This window comes from Klebsiella sp. ME-303 (assembly GCF_007910085.1).
Classification (GTDB): Bacteria; Pseudomonadota; Gammaproteobacteria; order Enterobacterales; family Enterobacteriaceae; genus Klebsiella; species Klebsiella michiganensis.
In genome coordinates this window covers 1-19,417 of the sequence record NZ_VOJB01000095.1, presented here as the reverse complement: position 1 = coordinate 19,417, position 19,417 = coordinate 1, and the positions used below count along the sequence as shown (strand labels likewise).

Sequence of the window (19,417 nt, the reverse complement as noted above, 5' to 3'; positions counted from 1 at the left end):
TCAACGTCTGCGGGCCGGTAGCCCGGGTAAGGCGTTTACGCCGCAACCCGGGGAATGTGCCGCGACGTAGCATTGCTGCGGCTTCTACCCGGCTTGCGCTGCGCTTAGCCGGGCTTCGGTTCATCACCGTCTGCGGGCCCGTAGCCCGGGTAAGGCGTTTACGCCGCAACCCGGGGAATATGCCGTGACGTAGCATTGCTGCGGCTTCTACCCGGCTTGCGCTGTGCTTAGTCGGCCTACCCGGCCACAGATTGCCGGTAACCCGTAGCCCGGACAGGCGCGTCAGGCGCCGCCTCCGGGAGACGTGGCGGTGGCGTGATTCAGCCAGATAATCTGCCCCTGCTGCTCCCAGAGGCGCATTTGATTGACCTGGGTGCTACAGGGCGCTTCTCCACACCAGACCATCAGCGTACTCTCCGGGAAAAGCTCCGGTCGGAGCTGGTTCAGCGAATGGGCGAGAATGTCCACCCGCCAGCCCTGTTCGCTGGCTATCCAGCCCTCCAGCCATAGCCGGGTGATATCATTCACATTCCAGCCGATAATCAGCGCATGGCTGCCGGGATATTTTGCCGTGGATGAAAGAGTGCGGGCGATATGATTAATCAGAATACCATCAAGGATGCCCCGCAGCGCCAGCAGCGTGGGCTGCGGGCTAAGCAGGCGCTGGCGTAATGGATTAATCAGATTCTTCACCAGAATTTGCGCTGACTCGCTGTGGTTGCGCTCCTTAAGCCACATACGCAGGCGATGATAGCTACCGTTTTGCAGATAACCGAGCAAAATTTCCTGCTGCTTGCGCCAGCCGTCGGCCACCTCCTGCTCATTATCCATCAGCAGCGTTTTCACTTTCCCTACCTGCACGCCGGAGTCAATCCAGCGTTTAATTTCGCGAATCCGGTCTATCTCATATTCGTTGAACAGGCGGTGGCCGCCGTCGGTACGCTGGGGTTTCAGTAATCCGTAGCGCCGCTGCCAGGCGCGTAACGTCACGGGATTGATATCGCAAAGCTGGGCCACTTCGCCGATTGTATAAAGCGCCATTTTCTCCTCCCGCTGTGTTCTCCTCCATTAACTGTAGAAGCTGTTTGCCGAAGCGGGAATTTTTGTCTGTTTTTTGTACAAATCTGGGCCGGCGAGACGCGAAGAAATGTGATCCTGAACATGAATTATCATTTTCATGTATTGCTTCAAAGAAAGTTATAAGCAAGCAGTGTATGTTACGCGCTTTCAAATGAAGTGTGGTCTGCGGGTATGTACGAGTTTGATCTGGTGTTGCTGCTGCTTCAGCAGATGTGCGTGTTTTTGGTCATTGCGTGGCTGATGAGCAAAACGCGGCTGTTCATCCCGTTAATGCAGGTCACCGTCCGGCTGCCGCATAAGCTCCTGTGCTACGTAACCTTCTCCATTTTCTGCATCCTCGGTACCTACTTCGGGCTGCATATCGAAGACTCGATCGCCAATACGCGCGCCATCGGCGCGGTGATGGGGGGGCTGCTGGGCGGGCCGGTGGTTGGCGGCCTGGTGGGGCTGACCGGCGGGCTTCACCGCTACTCGCTGGGCGGCATGACCGCGCTGAGCTGTATGGTATCCACCATCGTAGAAGGGCTACTCGGCGGGCTGGTACACAGTATTCTGGTCAAACGCGGGCGGCCGGACAAAGTCTTCAGCCCGCTCACCGCCGGCGCGATCACCTTTTTCGCCGAGATGGTGCAGATGCTGATTATTCTGCTTATCGCTCGCCCGTTCGAAGATGCCCTGCATCTGGTACAAAGCATCGCCGCGCCCATGATGGTCACCAACACCGTCGGGGCGGCGCTATTTATGCGCATCCTGCTGGATAAGCGAGCAATGTTTGAAAAATATACCTCGGCCTTTTCGGCTACGGCGCTGAAGGTCGCCGCTTCGACGGAGGGGATCCTGCGCCAGGGGTTCAACGAAGAGAACAGCATGAAGGTCGCGCAGGTGCTGATCCAGGAGCTGGATATCGGCGCGGTGGCGATAACCGATCGCGACAAGCTGCTGGCGTTTACCGGGATCGGCGACGATCACCACCTCCCGGGCAAACCCATCTCTTCGCTCTATACCCAAAAGGCGATCGATACCGGCGAAGTCGTTTACGCCGACGGCAACGAGGTGCCTTACCGCTGCTCGATTCATCCGAACTGCAAGCTGGGCTCGACGCTGGTTATCCCGCTGCGCGGCGAAAATCAGCGGGTCATCGGTACCATTAAACTCTATGAAGCGAAAAACCGCCTGTTTAGCTCCATCAACCGCACGCTGGGGGAGGGGATTGCGCAGCTGCTGTCGGCGCAGATCCTGGCCGGACAGTATGAGCGGCAAAAGGCGCTGCTGACGCAGTCGGAAATCAAGCTGCTGCACGCCCAGGTGAATCCGCACTTCCTGTTCAACGCGCTGAATACCCTGAAAGCGGTGATTCGCCGCGATAGCGACCAGGCCGGGCAGCTGGTGCAGTATCTGTCGACCTTTTTCCGCAAAAATCTGAAGCGGCCAGCGGAGATCGTGACCCTGGCGGATGAGATCGAACATGTGAACGCCTATTTGCAGATTGAGAAAGCGCGTTTTCAGACCAATTTGCAGATTCATATGCTGGTGCCCGAGGCGCTGGGGCAGCATCAGCTACCGGCGTTTACCCTGCAGCCAATCGTCGAAAACGCGATTAAACACGGGACTTCGCAGCACCTTGGGGTGGGCGAAATCACTATCCGCGCCAGTCAGCAAGAGCGCTGGCTGCAGCTGGATATTGAAGATAATGCCGGGCTGTATCAGGACAAACCCAGCGCCAGCGGGCTGGGCATGAACCTGGTCGACCGCAGACTGCGGGCGCGCTTTGGCACCGACTGCGGGATCACCGTAACCTGCGAGCCGGAATGTTTTACCCGCGTCACGCTGAGACTGCCTCTGGAGGAAAGCGCATGTTAAAAGTATTAATTGTCGACGACGAGCCGCTGGCGCGTGAAAACCTGCGTATTTTGCTGGAGACCCAGCCTGATATTGAGATCGTTGGCGAATGCGGGAATGCCGTCGAGGCGATTGGCGCGGTGCATAAGCTGCGCCCGGACGTGCTGTTTCTGGATATCCAGATGCCGCGCATCAGCGGTCTGGAGATGGTCGGCATGCTCGATCCGCAGCATCGGCCCTATATCGTCTTCCTTACCGCGTTTGACGAGTACGCGGTGAAGGCCTTTGAAGAGCACGCGTTTGATTATTTACTGAAGCCGATTGAGTCCGCCCGGCTGGAAAAAACGCTGTTTCGCCTGCGCCAGGAGCGCAGCCTGCAGGATATCACCGTGCTCGACGATACCCAGCAGGCGCTAAAGTATATTCCCTGCACCGGACACAGCCGGATCTGGCTGCTGCAGATGGAAGACGTGGCCTTCGTCAGCAGCCGGATGAGCGGGATTTACGTGACCGACCGCGAAGGGAAGGAGGGCTTTACCGAGCTCACCCTGCGCACGCTCGAGAGCCGAACGCCGCTGCTGCGCTGCCATCGTCAGTACCTGGTCAACATGTCCCATCTCAAGGAGATCCGCTTTGAGGAGAACGGCCAGGCGGAGCTGCTGATGCGCGCCGGGCAAACGGTGCCGGTCAGCCGCCGCTACCTGAAGAGCCTGAAAGAGGCGATTGGGCTGTAAAACGGCGGAATCGTGATAGACTTAGCGGCAGATTTTTTCATCATGAAGGCAATATGATCAGTAACGATATTCTCCGTAGCCTGCGCTACACCCTGAAAACCAATAACAGCGGCCTGGTTCGTATTTTTGCCCTGGCGGATGCGCCGGTCAGCGCGGAACAGCTGGTTCCCTGGCTGAAAAAAGAAGACGAAGAGGGGTTTGTGCGCTGCCCGGATATCGTGCTGTCGAATTTCCTCAACGGCCTGATTTACGACAAACGCGGTAAAGATGCGTCGGCGCCGCCGCTGGCGGTCGAACGCCGGGTGAATAATAACATCGTGCTGAAAAAGCTGCGTATTGCCTTCTCCCTGAAGACGGATGATATTCTCGCTATCCTCACCCAGCAGAAATTCCGCGTCTCCATGCCGGAAATCACCGCCATGATGCGCGCCCCGGATCATAAAAACTTCCGCGAATGCGGCGACCAGTTCCTGCGCTACTTTCTGCGCGGACTGACCGAGCGCGAACACGCGAAATCCTGATATGCCTCCCCGGCTTGCGGCGTAAACGCCTGAGCCGGGCTACTGAACGCACGGCTCCGTAGCCCGGCTCAGCGCAGCGCAAGCCGGGAGTAGTCCGCACCAGTCAGGGCTGTTTCACTTCTTTAAAACCCTGCGATTTCAGCAATTTCTCCGACTCGCTCAGCGAAATGAACTTTTGTGAACAGTCGGAAAAACTGGCCCCCGGCAAGTGACACAGCTCGCTGATTTTAGCCTGATTGAAGTCGATGGAGAGGTGTTCCTGCGCGACGTTCTCTTTATAGTCGACGCTGTGGGTAACGCCTTTGATTTTGCTGTAGGCCGCGCCGATAGGGTCGATGACCTTGCGCGCCTGCTCTTCGTTACTTACCCCGAGTGATTGATAGGGGATAGTATTCTCCGCGTCCTGGCGGGTGACGACATCGCCTTTATAGTGATAGATGTAGGTCAGATCAACGCCGTTGATCGTATTGTTAAACGTTTTGACCTCATCTTTGTTGTTATCGCAGCCGACAAGCGCGGCCATCAATAGCGTGGCGCCCAGAGCGGCGGTCATCCTGCGGTTAAATTTCATTATCATTCCTTGTTAATCAATCATCATCTCTAATTGTATACAGAATTGGGCGATGGTGCCGGGCGTATCCTCGGAAGTCGCCGTTTCGCGCCTATGCCAGCGTTTTCTTCTTTCTGCGCCAGCACCCGGCGGGCGATGTCGTCGACAATATCGTGGCGCTCTAAAAAAAAAGCGCTGCCGGAGCAGCGCTTTATACAGCCTTACTTGACCTGCTGGCCCGGCTGAGCGCCGCTGTCCGGGCTGAGCAGGAAGATATCTTTCCCGCCAGGACCTGCGGCCATCACCATGCCTTCAGAGATGCCGAAGCGCATTTTGCGCGGCGCCAGGTTAGCGACCATCACCGTCAGGCGGCCAATCAGCGCCTGCGGATCCGGATAGGCGGAGCGGATGCCGGAGAAGACGTTACGCTTCTCGCCGCCGAGATCCAGCGTCAGGCGCAGCAGCTTATCGGAACCGTCGACGAACTCGGCGTTTTCAATCAGCGCGATGCGCATATCCACTTTGGCGAAATCGTCAAAGGTGATAGTTTCCTGAATCGGATCGTCCGCCAGCGGACCGGTGACCGGCGCTGACAGCGCTTTCACTTCTTCTTTCGACGCCTCGACCAGCGCCTCAACCTGCTTCATTTCGATGCGGTTATACAGCGCTTTAAAGGCGTTAACCTTGTGACCGAGCAGCGGCTGCTGGATAGCATCCCAGCTCAGTTCGCCGTTGAGGAACGCTTCGGCGCGGGCGGCCAGCTGCGGCAGAACCGGCTTCAGCCAGGTCATCAGCACGCGGAACATATTCAGGCCCATGGTGCAGATGGCCTGCAGATCGGCGTCGCGGCCTTCCTGTTTGGCGACCACCCACGGCGCCTGTTCGTCAACGTAGCGGTTTGCCACGTCGGCCAGCGCCATGATTTCGCGGATGGCTTTCCCGAACTCGCGGCTGTCCCACGCATCGCCAATGCTTGCTGCCGCATCGGTGAAGGTTTTATACAGCTGAGGATCGGCCAGCTCGGCGGACAGCATGCCGTCGAAACGCTTGTTGATGAAACCGGCGTTACGCGAGGCAAGGTTAACCACCTTGTTGACGATATCGGCGTTGACGCGCTGCACGAAGTCTTCCAGGTTCAGGTCGATATCATCGATACGCGACGAGAGCTTGGCGGTGTAGTAGTAGCGCAGGCTGTCGGCGTCAAAATGATTCAGCCAGGTGCTGGCCTTAATAAAGGTACCGCGCGACTTGGACATCTTGGCGCCGTTGACCGTCACGTAGCCGTGTACGAACAGGTTGGTCGGTTTGCGGAAGCTGCTGCCTTCCAGCATCGCAGGCCAGAACAGGCTGTGGAAGTAAACGATGTCTTTGCCGATAAAGTGGTACAGCTCGGCGGTAGAGTCTTTCTTCCAGTACTCGTCGAAGCTGGTGGCGTCGCCGCGCTTGTCGCACAGGTTCTTAAAGGAGCCCATGTAGCCGATCGGCGCATCCAGCCAGACGTAGAAGTATTTACCCGGCGCGTTCGGGATTTCGAAGCCGAAGTACGGGGCATCGCGGGAGATATCCCACTGCTGCAGGCCGGACTCGAACCACTCCTGCATTTTATTCGCCACCTGCTCCTGCAGCGCGCCGCTGCGGGTCCACGCCTGCAGCATTTCGCTGAACGACGGCAGGTCGAAGAAGAAGTGCTCGGACTCGCGCATCACCGGCGTCGCGCCGGATACCACCGATTTCGGCTCGATAAGCTCGGTCGGGCTGTAGGTCGCGCCGCACACTTCGCAGTTATCGCCGTACTGATCCGGTGATTTACACTTCGGACAGGTGCCTTTCACAAAGCGATCCGGCAGGAACATGCCTTTTTCCGGATCGTAAAGCTGAGAGATGGTGCGGTTTTTGATAAAACCGTTCTCTTTCAGGCGCGTGTAGATGAGCTCCGACAGCTCGCGGTTTTCATCGCTGTGCGTGGAGTGGTAGTTGTCGTAGCTGATGTCGAAGCCAGCAAAATCGGTCTGATGCTCCTGACTCATTTCGCCAATCATCTGCTCCGGAGTAATTCCGAGCTGCTGCGCTTTCAGCATGATCGGGGTGCCGTGGGCGTCGTCGGCGCAGATGAAGTTGACTTCGTGGCCGCGCATTCGCTGGTAACGGACCCAGACATCAGCCTGGATGTGCTCCAGCATGTGGCCGAGGTGGATTGAGCCGTTTGCGTACGGCAGCGCGCACGTTACCAGAATTTTCTTCGCGACTTGAGTCATAGTGGGCATTACATCTTCTATTGTAAAAAGGGGTTTTGATGTTACCGCAAAGGCAATAATTTGGTAAGCCCAAAGCTTATGGTGGGGGAATTATTCCCTTTAAGGTAAACTTAACGCACAAGATTCAACTCACAATAACAAAGGAGTCGGGATGAGTTCGCAATCCCAGGCCAAATCCCCCGAGCGTCTGCGCGCGATGGTCGCCGGGACCCTGGCTAATTTCCAGCACCCAACCCTGAAACATAACCTCACTACGCTGAAGGCGCTGCATCACGTCGCCTGGCTGGACGAGACCGTGCACATTGAAATTCAGATGCCGTTCGTCTGGAACAGCGCGTTTGAAGCGCTGAAGGAGCAGTGCAGCGCCGAGCTGCTGCGCATTACCGGCGCCAAAGCCATTGACTGGAAGCTGACGCACAGCATCGCCACGCTTCAGCGGGTAAAAAATCAGCCGGGCATCAACGGCGTGAAAAACATTATCGCCATCAGCTCCGGCAAGGGCGGGGTGGGTAAATCGTCGACGGCGGTCAACCTCGCGCTGGCGCTGGCGGCGGAAGGGGCGAAAGTCGGCATTCTGGATGCCGATATTTACGGGCCGTCGATTCCGACCATGCTCGGCGCGGAAGATCAGCGTCCGACTTCGCCGGACGGCACCCATATGGCGCCGATTATGAAATTCGGTCTCGCTACCAACTCCATCGGTTATCTGGTGACCGACGACAACGCCATGGTGTGGCGCGGCCCGATGGCCAGCAAGGCGCTGATGCAGATGCTGCAGGAAACGCTGTGGCCGGATCTCGATTATCTGGTACTGGATATGCCGCCGGGCACCGGTGATATTCAGCTGACGCTGGCGCAAAACATTCCGGTCACCGGCGCGGTCGTCGTCACCACGCCGCAGGATATTGCCCTGATCGACGCCAAAAAAGGCATCGTGATGTTTGAAAAAGTCGAGGTACCGGTGCTGGGTATCGTGGAAAACATGAGCATGCATATCTGCAGCAACTGCGGACACCACGAGCCGATTTTCGGTACCGGCGGAGCTCAGAAGCTGGCGGAGAAATATCATACCCAGCTGCTGGGCCAGCTGCCGCTGCATATCACTCTGCGCGAAGACCTCGACAAAGGGACGCCGACGGTGGTTGCGCGTCCGGAAAGCGAGTTTACCGAGACCTACCGCCAGCTGGCCGACCGCGTCGCGGCGCAGCTGTACTGGCAGGGGGAAGTCATTCCCGGAGAGATAGCCTTCCGCGCGGTCTAATCTCCTCACCCTCCTGAGCCGCCCGGCGCTTTTCGCCGTGCGGTTTTTTATTTTTTTCCGTCCCGGTTCTCTACCGAGGAGATAATCACCGCGCGAATAATATTGCTGTTAAATATTATTTATTTTTATTCACATTTAGCGATATTGAGATTAATCAATAAAACATATTGCTAACATTGTTTTCCTCTGGCGGTTGTGCGAGCTTTAATAGCAAAGAAGTATGATTTTAATTCGCCGTGATGAGGTTTAATTTTGGCTTTTTATTTGGCGAAACGTGGATGTTATCAGTAATACGTATATAAAAACGATGGAAGGAAAGTATAGCCGTACACATTTCCGGAGTGCATGATGAATAATATTGCTCTAATCGTTAAGTTACGAGAACTACTGGTTATTTTTATGCATACGCGCTCGCTGCCGGAGAAAGCAGCAGACGCGTTGCGTTATTGCCAGGAGCATCTCCCGATAGCTGAGATTCCGATTGGCGCTTATGGTGAGTACAGTGATATTTTTGAACAGATTGTTTTTTTATCGGATGACAAGAGTCGTACGGCCCCGGATGATTTACTGCGTAGCGGTGGCGATCTGATATTAAGTATTTTAATGCTCTATGAGCAGGTTGCTTCATATATTGCCGTCGAGGAATTTATGCAAAAACAGAACCGCTTTAACGAATAGCGCTTTGCCACAAAAAAACGCCAGCGGCAGGGAGAGCGCGCTGGCGTTCAGCTTTTAGCGATGGTAGAAAATCTCGCCATCATAAATTTTGAGGATTTTCCCCTCGGTTTCGGTAATCAGCACGTAGCTTCCGCCCATATAGGTCCAGCGGGTCCCGGCATCCGGCGCAGGCAAATTGCGCTGCTGCCACTGCTTGATGTTGTATTCTGGCGTGAGGTACAGCGGCGGGACGGTATCGCCGATGTGAAATTGTTTGAAGTCCGCAGTGACCCCATCCAGCTCATATTTCTGTATACCTTCGCCGGTCGCCGCCCACGCTCCGCTGGCGCAGGCCAACAGTACGCCCAGAAGCATCATTTTTGTTTTACGCATAATTTCCCCATTATTATCCTGGACACAAAATCGCAGCCTCGTATGATTCCTGATACGTCAAGGGATTGGCAAGCGTTGGTTTGGTTAAAAGTGTAAGCAAACGGTGATGCAGCGCCGTTTTTCATCGGCGCGCGCCTGTTTTGAGAATAATCCGGGTTGAGGAGTGTGTATGTTCCGGCTGGAAGATCTGGCATTGTTTGTCCGCGCTGCGGCGTTAAGCAGCTTCAGCGATGCGGCGCGAGAGGCCGGGCTGCAGCCCGCGCAGGTGAGCGCGGCGATCAAGCGTCTGGAAACGACGCTGAATATTCGTCTTTTTGCCCGTTCGACGCGGAGTTTACGCCTGACGCCGGAAGGCGAAACCTGGCTGCCCTATGCCACGCAGATGCTTGATACGCTGCACGCGGGGCTGCAAAAAATCAGCACGCCGGATGACGAAGTACGCGGTACGTTACAAATTGCCGTGCCGTCCGACCTGGGGCGCAACTTGCTTCTGCGCGTGTTTCGCGCTTTTCGCCAGCGCCATCCCGCGCTGCGCCTGCGGATACTGTTTTCCGATCATCGGACCGACGTATTTAAAGATCCGGTAGACGTGGCGTTTCGCTACGGCGATAACGACGATGCCTCGTTTATTTCCCTGCCCGTCGCGCCGGAGAACCGCCGGATGCTGGTGGCCTCGCCCGGCTGGATAGCCGAACACGGCGAACCGAAGACGCTGGAAGATTTGGCCCGGCACAATGCGCTGACCTACGTGCTGCGCGGCAGGGCGTTCGATCGCTGGCCGCTGAGCCTGGACGGGAAGGTCCATTACGTGCAGGTTGCCGGCACTATCGTGAGCGATGATGCGGAGGTGATTCGCCGCCTGGCGGTTGCCGGGGAGGGGATCGCGTTCAAATCTGAACTCGACGTCGGGGATGATATCCGTGAAGGGCGGCTCCAGGTGCTGTTGCCGGAGTATCAGGGCGACGTGGTGCCGCTGAATATGATTTGCCCGCACCGCAAGCAGCTTTCGCCTGCGGTACGGCTGCTGTATGAGGCGGTGAAAGAGGCGTGCGAAGCGGTTCATTCCCGCGCGCCCTCTGCGGGCCGCTAGCGCCGACTCGGGAATGGTGCCGGGGTGATGCATCGGCGTGGCTTTTTCCCGGCTCGCGCTGCGCTTAGCCGGGCTACGGAGTGGTAGCCCGGACAGGTGCGCCAGCGCCGCCTCCGGGACGGTGTCGGGGTGATGCATCGGCGCGGCTTTTTCCCGGTTCGCGCTGCGCTTAGCCGGGCTACGGATTGGTAGCCCGGACAGGCGCGCCAGCGCCGCCTCCGGGAGAACGATCGGTGCGAAGCTTAATGCTTCACCAGCGTGGCGAAGTAGTAGACCAGCGGAATCGCAAGGATCCACAGCCCGATGGGGATTTCCCGCCATTTGCCGGCAATCGTTTTAATCACCACATAAAACAGCAGCCCGCCGGCAATCCCGGTCCCGAAGCTATTGGCAATCAGCGTAATCATCACCATCATCAGCACCGGCAGGCCGTCGGTGAAGTTTGCCAGGTCCACTTTGCGCAGGCCGCTGAACATATTCAGGCCAATGAGGATCAGCGCAGGCGCGGTCGCCTCTTTCGGGATCATCAGCGCCACCGGGGTAAACAGCAGCATCAGGAGGAACATCACCGCCGCCGACAGCGCGGTTAACCCGGTTTTACCGCCGGCTTCCGCTGCCGCTGAGGATTCAATCAGCGCGGTCGCCGCCGGAATGCCCAGCCAGGGGCCAACGGCTGCGGCGATCGAATCAACCATAAACGGGCGATTGATATGCGGCATATTGCCTTCTTCATCCAGCAGACCCGCTTCGCCGCCTACCGCCAGCGTGGTGCCCATCGTGGAAAAGAACTCTGAGGCGAAAAAGACGAACAGGAACGGCAGGAAGACGATATTCAGCGCGCCCAGCATATCGATTTGCCCCAGCACCGGCGTCAGCGAATGCGGCATATCGATAAAGCTGCCCGGGAGTCTGGTGACGCCCATCGGAATGCCGACCAGGGTGGCAAAGAGAATCGCCCACAGAATTGAGCCGGGGATTTTTCTCGCCTGCAGGGCAATGGCCAGAAACAGCCCGCATAGCGCCACCAGCGCCCCCGGTGAGAGAAAATCGCCGAGCATCAGGGCGTTGGTTTTGGCGTTAGCCAGCACCAGCCCGGCGTTACGGAAACCCAATACCGCGACAAACAGCCCAATGGAGGCCGTCAGGCCGAGCTTGATCGACTGCGGCACCGAACGGGTCACCACTTCACGCAGGCCGAATTTGGTTAGCAGGAAAAACAGAATCCCCGACCAGCAGGCGATCCCAAGACCAACCTGCCAGCCAATGCCTTCGCTGCCCGCCAGCGTGACGCCGACCAGCACCGAGCCGCCGATGCCCGGCCCGACGATAAACGGCAGGTTGGCATAAAACGCCATCAGCAGCGTGCCGCCGACGAACACCAGAATCGTGCCGGTGGTTGCCGCGCCTTTATCCATCCCGCCAACCGCCAGCAGGCCGGGGATAACCACCAGCAGGTAGGCGGCGGCGAGAAAGCCGGTGATGCCCGCGAGGCATTCGGTGCGCAGCGTGCTGCCGCGGGAATACAAGGCAAAACGGCGCTCCAGCCAGCTTCCTTGCGTGGATGAATGAAGGGTATTGTCGGCCATGCTCAGGCTCCCTGATGATTATTGTTGTGTTCTGTGTGTTCCGGGATTTCCCGGCAGTCTATCAGCGGCTCGACGATCTGGCGGGTGCTGCCGTCGGTCAAACCTAAATCGGTCAAATGCGGCCCGGCGTTACAGGCAAGGCAGGTGCCTTCGATAGCCTTAAATACGCGATAGGGCGGCTCCCAGTCGGCGACCTCCGCGCTCAGGTCGCGAAGCTGGCGGAACTGTCTGGCCAGCTCCGGAGCGGGCAAGTCGGAAAGCATTCCGGCAATCGGCATCGCCACGTGGGCAAGGATTTTTCCCTGCTGAGACAGCGCCATACCGCCGCCGGAGGCGATCAGGCGGTTTGCCGCCAGCGCCATCTCGTCGGCATCGCGGCCGAGCACCACCAGGTTGTGGGAATCGTGGGAGTAGCTGGTGGCGATGGCGCCGCGCAGCTCGCCCCAGCCTTCCAGCAGCGCAATTTGCGGCGTCGCCTGGTGACGACCGTGGCGGTGCTTAACCCAAATCAGGCTAAACCCGTCCGGGATTTGCACCCGGCCATCGCGGACCTGCACCTCAACCTCTCCCCACTGGGTAAAGCGCGCGCCGCGAATATGCCGCAGGCGGGCGACGCCGTGGCGAATCGCGCCGACGCGGAGGATAAAATCGTCAGGGCTGAGCGGCGGCATCTGCAGGGTATCGCGCGGCGGGGTAATACCCGGCGCCGGCGGAATCGACTCAAGCAGGGCGCCCTCGCGGGCAATCAGCTTCCCGGCGACGTACACCTCCCGCGCGTCGAGCTTTTCTAATGAATCAAAAACCACCAGATCGGCGCGGCGTCCGGCGGCAATCAGCCCCAGATCGTTACGCTGCAGACGGATCGCCGCGTTTAAGGTGGCGAAGCGCAGGACGTCGGTGGCCGGCAGTCCGTGCTCAATCAGCAGGTTGAGCAGGGCGATAATGCCGCCTTTTTCCAGCAGCATATCCGGCGGCACATCGTCGGTGCAGACGGTGATTTGCGAGGAGAGATGCGGCAGCGTTTTCAGCGCGGTAACGATATCCGGCAGCAGGTAAGGGTGCGAGCCGCGAATTTCGATAGTCAGCCCGGCGCGCAGTTTTTCCAGCGCATCATCCGCCGAGGTGAGCTCGTGATCGGAGGTGACCCCGGCGGCAAGGTAGGCCTGCAGATCCGCGCCGCGCAAACCGCGGGCGTGGCCTTCGATCAGCTTGCCGCTGTTGAGACCGGCCTGGATAATCTCCTGCATCCGCTCGCTGCCGTGCAGCACGCCGTGCATATCCATCACTTCGGCGACGCCGCAAACTTCCGGCCAGGCCAGCATGGTTTCCATCTCCGCGCCGGCAAAATCGGCGCCGGACATCTCCAGTCCCGGCGTCGACGGCACGCTGGACGGCGCCGCGACCATCACCTGCAGCGGCAGATGGCGGCTGGCGGCGACGGCGTAGCGCACGCCTTCGACGCCCAGCACGTTGGCCAGCTCGTGCGGATCCCAGAATACCGCCGTGGTGCCCTGAGCCAGCACGATTTCGGCATAGCGTTCAGGCGGCAGGTGGGAGCTTTCAAGGTGGACGTGCGTGTCCATCAGACCCGGCGACAGGAAATATCCCGCCAGCGAGCGGCGTTCGTGGGCATCGGAGCGGCTGCCGCGCGGGTGCACGCTGGCGATGGTTTCGCCGACGATCCCGACGTCTGCCTCGCGGATCTCTCCGGTGGCCATATCGACAATCTGCGCGTCGGTTAATAAGAGATCGAACGGGGATTCGCCGCGTGCGGCCTGCACGGCGCGGCGGCGGGTTTCAGCACTGCTGGACATAACAACTCCGGCACAAGGATAATGGGGATACTCTAGGGGCAGAGCAAACGTTTGCCCAGATGAATAAATTTATCGCCCGATAACCTCGGGTTATTCTGCATGCTCACCATTGATGAAAACATGATGACTGAACCCTGGCAGCGTCTGCCCGCGCTCTCCCTTAAGCAGATCCAGTACTTTGTGACCCTGGCCCAGCTACGCCACTTCACCGACACCGCCAACCGGCTGGCTATCAGCCAGCCGGCGCTAAGCAGCGCGCTGCGGCAAATCGAGACGGTGCTCGGCGGCAAGCTGGTCAACCGCACCGCCTCGGCGGTGACCTTAACCGATCTGGGGGCGGCAATTTTGCCCCACGCCCGGCGGGTGCTGAGCGTGGCGCAGCTGGCGTTTCAGGATATGCAGCAGATAGTCGAGGCCGGCGGCGACGGTACGGTGCGTATCGGGCTGGTGCCCTCGGTGAGCTCGCTGCTGTTTCCGCTGCTGCCGCAAACGCTGGCCCAGGCGTTTCCGCGCCTGAGAGTGGAGTTTCACGATCAGACCAACGACGCCCTGTTTTGCGAGCTGCAGTCGGGAAAGATAGATTTTGCCGTTGGCGCAATAGACAGTTCGTTACCGCCTGAGCTGCAGGTTTATCCTCTGCGCGACGATCCGTTTGTGGCGGTGCTGCACTGTGACGATCCGCTGGCCGGGCAGCCGCATCTGCCGTGGAAGCTGCTCGCGGGGCGCGATATCGCGGTGTTCTCAAAGGGCAATATTCAGCGTCTGGTCGGCGCGCTGGCGGAGAGCCATCGCCTCACGCTGAATACGCGTTATCAGGTTGACTATATTGAAACGCTTTACGGCCTGGTGCGTTCCCGGCTGGCGGTGGCGATTCTGCCTGAGCTTTATACTACCCACCTTCAGGATCCGGCGTTAAAGGTGGCGCAGCTTCAGCAGCCCGCGCTGACGCGAACCGTGGCGCTGATGCGCGGGCCGCAGCCTTTGCCGCCGCTGATTGAGGAATGTTTCGCATTATTGCTAAGTTCGCTGCGCTGACCGGCGCGGGGGGGAGCCCGACGAACGCAGCGCGCCGTCTGCGGGAGAGGCTGTCAGGGAAGATGCTTAATCAGCACGTCGACGGTGAGATGATTAATGTACTCCAGGGAGTGTGAAGCGAGAACGCCCAGCAGCCGGTTGTGGTGACCGGCAATGATCAAATCAATATTCCGCTGCCGCACGCACGCTTCGACATCGGCAAAACGACGCGTGGTCACCAGCGATAGCGTTTGCACCGGTAGGGCGACCGTGGTGGCCAGTTCATTGAGCAGCGCTTTGGCCTGAATCACCTCCCGGGAAACGTCATCATCCAGCAGGCTGTCGGAGACATAATTAAGCGACCGGTAGTCGGTGCTGATATGGGCGATGGTAATACGCATAGCGTTCTCTTCCGCCATTTTCGCGGCGTGCGCCAGCAGCGGAACGCCGTCAAGGCTGCTGTTGATCAGCACCAGAGCATGGTGATAAACGGACATAACGATACCTCGACGCAGGGTGATACCTGCTGATAATTTTGTGCCTGCGGCGAGGGGAAAGCAAATGAAACTCCGGACGGATTAAGTCCCGCAGCTGGCCGCCGCGGGAGCTTATTTACGGCGTCACGATATTGAACCAGAACTCAAATTTATCCATATAGCCCAGCATCTCGTCCAGCTTCGCGCCGTCGCCGGTCACTTTGACTTCACCCTTATCCTCCGCCTGTTTTAGCGTTTCCTCTTTCAGGATGATTTTGTTCAGCGTGGCGCGATCCAGCGCGATGGTAGCGTCGGCGTCTTTGGCTTCGGCATCGGCGGTGTGGTTGAGCACGCCGTTTTCCAGCTCTAGCTTATATTTACCGCCATCGTTACCAAGGTCGATATTGAATACCGCTTTGGCGGTTCCGGCTTTTTCGCCGTTGATATGGACCGCAAGATAGTCGAAAAACATTTCCGGAGTCATGGCCCGCACGGTATCCGGGCTGGCGGTATTCGGCGTCGGCCCTTTCACGACGCCGTTGCGTAGCTCCTGCGCGCCGGTCAGGTAGAAGTTACGCCACGGTCCTGATTCCGCCTGATAGCCCAGCTGCTCCAGGGCATCGGCTTCCAGATTGCGCGCCTCCAGATTGCCGGGATCGGCGAAGACAATTTTGCTGACTACCTGAGCTACCCAGCGATAGTTGCCCTGGTTGTAATCTTCTTTGGCTTTCTTGAGGATAGCGTCGGCGCCGCCCATATAATCAACGAACTTCTTCGCCGCTTCTTCCGGCGGCAGCTCGTCCAGCGTAGCCGGGTTGCCGTCGAACCAGCCGAGATAGAGGACGTAGGTGGCCTTCACGTCATGGCTGACGGAGCCGTAGTAGCCGCGGTTGGCCCAGGTATTGGCCAGGCTGTCCGGCAGCTTGAATTTGGCGGCGATCTCATCGCGGGTCAGGCCCTCGTTGGCCATGCGCAGAGTCTGGTCATTAATGTACCGATACAGGTCGCGCTGGCTCTTCAGCAGGTTAACCACGTTCTCATTACCCCAGGTCGGCCAGTGGTGCTGGGCCATAATGATTTCAGCCTTGTCGCCCCAGCGCACAATGGCGGCGTTGATATATTTCGACCACGGCAGCGGTTCACGAATTTTCGCCCCGCGCAGCGAGTAGGTGTTATGCAGGGTATGGGTGACATCTTCGGCGGATTCAATGAGCTTCTTCTCTTCGATATACCACAGCATTTCCGACGGTGCTTCCGAGCCCGGCGCCAGCATAAAATCGTAGGTCAGGCCGTCGATGGTCTCTTTCTGGCCATCTTTCTCGATGATATTGGTGGGAGCGATCAGCGTGACGGTGCCGGCAGAGGTCGTGGTGCCGAGACCTGCGCCAACCTGGCCGGTGGCATCCGGTTTGAGCAGGTTGCCGTACATATAGCTGGCGCGACGGCTCATCACGTTACCGGCCATAATATTTTCAGCAACGGCAGCTTCCATAAAACCGGAAGGCGCGTAGATTTTGACTTTGCCGGATTTGACATCGGCTTCATCGACCACGCCGCGCACGCCGCCGTAATGGTCAACGTGGCTGTGGGTGTAGATCACCGCAACGACCGGCTTATTGCCGCGATTTTTGTAATACAGATCCATTCCGACCTTTGCGGTCTCCGCTGATACCAGCGGATCCACAACCGTGATGCCCTCTTTACCTTCAATGATGGTCATATTGGAGAGATCGAGGTTGCGGATCTGGTACACGCCTTCGGTCACTTCAAACAGGCCGCTGATATTGATGAGCTGGGATTGACGCCAGAGGCTGGGGTTGACCGTATCCGGCGCCTTTTCCCCCTCTTTGATAAAGGCGTACTGCTGCGGGTTCCAGATAACGTTGCCCTGTTCACCTTTAATCACTTCCGTAGGAAGCGCGGCAATAAAACCTTTATGCGCGTTGGTAAAGTCGGTGTTGTCGGAGAAGGGGAGCTGTTTATACAGCGCGTCGTTTGCCTGTTTGGTCGCCGCAGCGGCTTCTTTCGGCGACGTTTCGGCCCAGCTGGTCACAGGGAGAGTCGAGATAATTCCTGCCAGAGCCAGACTTTTCATAATCGGTGTTAATTTCATCGGAATCCTCATGGGTTTACGCTGATTCACTCGTTAATTTCGATATGACGTCGGGTTACATCCTGTAACGCCTCCTAAACTATAAACACGTATCTGCAAAAGTGTTTATTTTGTTAATTATTTGATTGCTTATTGTTAATTTTGAATTGCCGCGCGCTTGTATACCTACGCCTGGCCGGCTTGCGTTGTCCCGCGACTTACCGTAACCTGCCCACTGAGAACGTTTTTATCTCTCAATGACTCGGGGTGCCCTTCTTTGTGAAGGCTGAGAAAAACCCGTACCACCTGATCTGGATAATGCCAGCGTAGGGAAGTCAGAGACCGCAGGGTCGTCGCTTCTTCATCGCCTGGCGGGAGCAAACGATGTCTGACCTGCTGAACCCCGCGCATATTGCCCATCTGCGGCACCTTTTTCACCGCCATTCTCCTCTTGTTCACTGCATGACCAACGACGTGGTGCAGACCTTTACCGCCAACGTCCTGTTAGCGATTGGCGCATCCCCGGCGATGGTTATTGACCCGGACGAAGCCAGCCAGTTTGCCGCCATTGCCGATGCGCTGCTGATTAATGTCGGTACGCTGACCGTCGAACGCGCGGCGGCGATGCGTGCGGCGGCGCGCAGCGCGCAGCAGGCGGGTAAACCATGGGCGCTGGACCCGGTGGCGGTCGGCGCGCTGACCTTACGGACAGAATTTTGCCGGGAGCTGCTGGCGCTGCAGCCTGCCGCCGTTCGCGGTAATGCGTCGGAAATTATGGCCCTGGCCGGAATGAGCGGCGGCGGGCGCGGCGTCGATACGACCGATACCGCCGCCGCAGCGCTGCCCGCGGCCCAGGCGCTGGCCCGCCAGCTGAATACCGTTGTCGCGGTAACCGGCGAGGTCGATTACGTGACCGATGGTCAGCGCACGCGCGCGGTCACCGGCGGCGATCCGCTGATGACCCGGGTAGTCGGCACCGGCTGCGCGCTATCGGCGGTGGTTGCCGCCGCTGCGGCGATGCCCGGCGATCGGCTGGAGAACGTGGCCGCGGCCTGCGGTCTGATGAAGCTTGCGGGGGGAAAAGCGGCGCTGCAGGGCGGCCCCGGCAGCTTTACTCCTGCCTTCCTCGATGCGCTCTATGCGGGAGGCGATCTGTGAAACGAATTAATGCGTTAACCATCGCCGGCACCGACCCGAGCGGCGGCGCGGGGATCCAGGCGGATCTCAAAACCTTCTCGGCGCTGGGCGCTTACGGCTGCTCGGTCATCACCGCGCTGGTGGCGCAAAATACCCGCGGCGTCCAGTCGGTGTACCGGATAGAGCCTGATTTTGTCGCCGCGCAGCTCGATTCCGTTTTCAGCGATGTGCGTATCGATACCACCAAAATAGGGATGCTGGCGGAAACCGATATCGTCGAGGCGGTGGCGGAACGGCTGGCGCGTTATCAGATTAAAAATGTGGTGCTCGATACCGTCATGCTGGCGAAAAGCGGCGATCCGCTGCTCTCCGCCTCGGCGGTGGAGACGCTGCGCCAGCGCCTGCTGCCGCAGGTCTCGCTGATTACCCCGAACCTGCCGGAAGCGGCGGCGCTGCTGGATGCGCCGCATGCCAGAACGGAACAGGAGATGCTGGAGCAGGGCAGAGCGCTGCTGGGCATGGGCTGCGGAGCGGTATTAATGAAAGGCGGCCATCTCGATGATGCGGAAAGCCCGGACTGGCTCTTTACCCGCGACGGGGAGCAGCGCTTTACCGCGCCGAGAGTCCAGACCAAAAATACCCACGGCACAGGCTGTACGCTGTCGGCGGCGCTGGCGGCCCTGCGTCCGCGTTACGAGGATTGGGGGCGAACCGTGGCGGAAGCCAAGGGCTGGCTTTCGGCGGCGCTGGCGCAGGCGGATTCGCTGGAAGTGGGGCACGGCATCGGTCCGGTACACCATTTTCACGCATGGTGGTAGTCTTCATGCCTGGCGAAAAGTATACTGTTTCCTGACTTTCGCCAGGAAAAAACACGATGGAACAAGCGCATACCCTGTTGATAGCACAACTGAACGAGCG

The 19,417-nt window shown here is 58.5% G+C and carries 17 protein-coding genes and 1 riboswitch; of the genes, 9 read left to right on the top strand and 8 right to left on the bottom strand.

The window, feature by feature from the left end:
* Positions 1-282 precede the first annotated feature (282 nt).
* Entirely contained in the window at positions 283-1,041 is a 759-nt protein-coding gene (locus FQK12_RS22890) for a MerR family transcriptional regulator (RefSeq protein ID WP_014230131.1), read from the bottom strand.
* A gap of 210 nt (positions 1,042-1,251) precedes the next feature.
* Between FQK12_RS22890 and FQK12_RS22885 the strand changes: the two genes are divergently transcribed.
* The 3 genes from FQK12_RS22885 to FQK12_RS22875 are packed head-to-tail and all read left to right on the top strand — an operon-like array spanning position 1,252 to position 4,174.
* Positions 1,252-2,940, top strand: coding sequence for a sensor histidine kinase (locus FQK12_RS22885; RefSeq protein WP_004852614.1), 1,689 nt, complete (start codon positions 1,252-1,254; stop codon positions 2,938-2,940).
* Positions 2,934-3,653, top strand: a complete 720-nt coding sequence (btsR, locus tag FQK12_RS22880) for a two-component system response regulator BtsR (RefSeq protein WP_014230130.1) — start codon at positions 2,934-2,936, stop codon at positions 3,651-3,653. Before FQK12_RS22885 ends, btsR begins: the two co-directional genes overlap by 7 nt.
* Before the next feature lie 53 nt (positions 3,654-3,706).
* A complete protein-coding gene (locus tag FQK12_RS22875; RefSeq protein ID WP_004852612.1) occupies positions 3,707-4,174 on the top strand; it encodes a DUF1456 family protein in 468 nt (155 codons plus the stop codon).
* A gap of 103 nt (positions 4,175-4,277) precedes the next feature.
* On the opposite strand, the gene FQK12_RS22870 is transcribed toward FQK12_RS22875, so the two are convergent.
* Positions 4,278-4,745: a YehR family lipoprotein gene (locus FQK12_RS22870; protein WP_014230129.1), complete on the bottom strand. Its 468-nt coding sequence runs from the start codon at positions 4,743-4,745 to the stop codon at positions 4,278-4,280.
* Between the two features lie 200 nt (positions 4,746-4,945).
* Positions 4,946-6,979: a methionine--tRNA ligase gene (gene metG, locus FQK12_RS22865; protein WP_014230128.1), complete on the bottom strand. Its 2,034-nt coding sequence runs from the start codon at positions 6,977-6,979 to the stop codon at positions 4,946-4,948.
* A 151-nt stretch (positions 6,980-7,130) separates the two neighbouring features.
* Here metG and apbC point away from each other — a divergent pair, with 151 nt between their 5' ends.
* Both apbC and FQK12_RS22855 read left to right on the top strand, forming a co-directional pair.
* Positions 7,131-8,240 (top strand): iron-sulfur cluster carrier protein ApbC, encoded by a 1,110-nt coding sequence (apbC, locus tag FQK12_RS22860; RefSeq protein WP_004103811.1) that lies wholly within the window; start codon positions 7,131-7,133, stop codon positions 8,238-8,240.
* 348 nt (positions 8,241-8,588) lie between these two features.
* Complete coding sequence (locus FQK12_RS22855; protein ID WP_004852607.1) at positions 8,589-8,918, top strand: hypothetical protein; 330 nt, start codon at positions 8,589-8,591, stop codon at positions 8,916-8,918.
* 54 nt (positions 8,919-8,972) lie between these two features.
* On the opposite strand, the gene FQK12_RS22850 is transcribed toward FQK12_RS22855, so the two are convergent.
* Entirely contained in the window at positions 8,973-9,290 is a 318-nt protein-coding gene (locus FQK12_RS22850) for an RcnB family protein (protein ID WP_004852605.1), read from the bottom strand.
* A 169-nt stretch (positions 9,291-9,459) separates the two neighbouring features.
* Between FQK12_RS22850 and FQK12_RS22845 the strand changes: the two genes are divergently transcribed.
* Positions 9,460-10,380, top strand: coding sequence for a LysR family transcriptional regulator (locus FQK12_RS22845; RefSeq protein ID WP_014230127.1), 921 nt, complete (start codon positions 9,460-9,462; stop codon positions 10,378-10,380).
* Between the two features lie 242 nt (positions 10,381-10,622).
* On the opposite strand, the gene FQK12_RS22840 is transcribed toward FQK12_RS22845, so the two are convergent.
* Both FQK12_RS22840 and FQK12_RS22835 read right to left on the bottom strand, forming a co-directional pair.
* Positions 10,623-11,966 (bottom strand): NCS2 family permease, encoded by a 1,344-nt coding sequence (locus FQK12_RS22840; protein WP_014230126.1) that lies wholly within the window; start codon positions 11,964-11,966, stop codon positions 10,623-10,625.
* A gap of 2 nt (positions 11,967-11,968) precedes the next feature.
* Positions 11,969-13,780, bottom strand: a complete 1,812-nt coding sequence (locus tag FQK12_RS22835) for an adenine deaminase (RefSeq protein WP_014230125.1) — start codon at positions 13,778-13,780, stop codon at positions 11,969-11,971.
* A 120-nt stretch (positions 13,781-13,900) separates the two neighbouring features.
* Here FQK12_RS22835 and FQK12_RS22830 point away from each other — a divergent pair, with 120 nt between their 5' ends.
* Positions 13,901-14,815: a LysR family transcriptional regulator gene (locus FQK12_RS22830; protein ID WP_162097205.1), complete on the top strand. Its 915-nt coding sequence runs from the start codon at positions 13,901-13,903 to the stop codon at positions 14,813-14,815.
* Between the two features lie 53 nt (positions 14,816-14,868).
* Here FQK12_RS22830 and FQK12_RS22825 read toward each other — a convergent pair whose 3' ends face one another.
* A complete protein-coding gene (locus FQK12_RS22825; RefSeq protein ID WP_014230123.1) occupies positions 14,869-15,291 on the bottom strand; it encodes a universal stress protein in 423 nt (140 codons plus the stop codon).
* 115 nt (positions 15,292-15,406) lie between these two features.
* Complete coding sequence (locus FQK12_RS22820; RefSeq protein ID WP_014230122.1) at positions 15,407-17,383, bottom strand: alkyl/aryl-sulfatase; 1,977 nt, start codon at positions 17,381-17,383, stop codon at positions 15,407-15,409.
* A 232-nt stretch (positions 17,384-17,615) separates the two neighbouring features.
* Positions 17,616-17,712: riboswitch (TPP riboswitch) on the top strand.
* Between the two features lie 34 nt (positions 17,713-17,746).
* Here FQK12_RS22820 and thiM point away from each other — a divergent pair.
* Both thiM and thiD read left to right on the top strand, forming a co-directional pair.
* Positions 17,747-18,520 carry a hydroxyethylthiazole kinase gene (gene thiM / locus FQK12_RS22815; RefSeq protein WP_004852591.1) on the top strand — a complete coding sequence of 258 codons (774 nt, stop codon included), beginning with the start codon at positions 17,747-17,749 and terminating at the stop codon, positions 18,518-18,520.
* Positions 18,517-19,317, top strand: coding sequence for a bifunctional hydroxymethylpyrimidine kinase/phosphomethylpyrimidine kinase (gene thiD / locus FQK12_RS22810; RefSeq protein WP_004852589.1), 801 nt, complete (start codon positions 18,517-18,519; stop codon positions 19,315-19,317). The genes thiM and thiD overlap by 4 nt, the downstream gene beginning before the upstream one ends.
* Positions 19,318-19,417 lie beyond the last annotated feature (100 nt).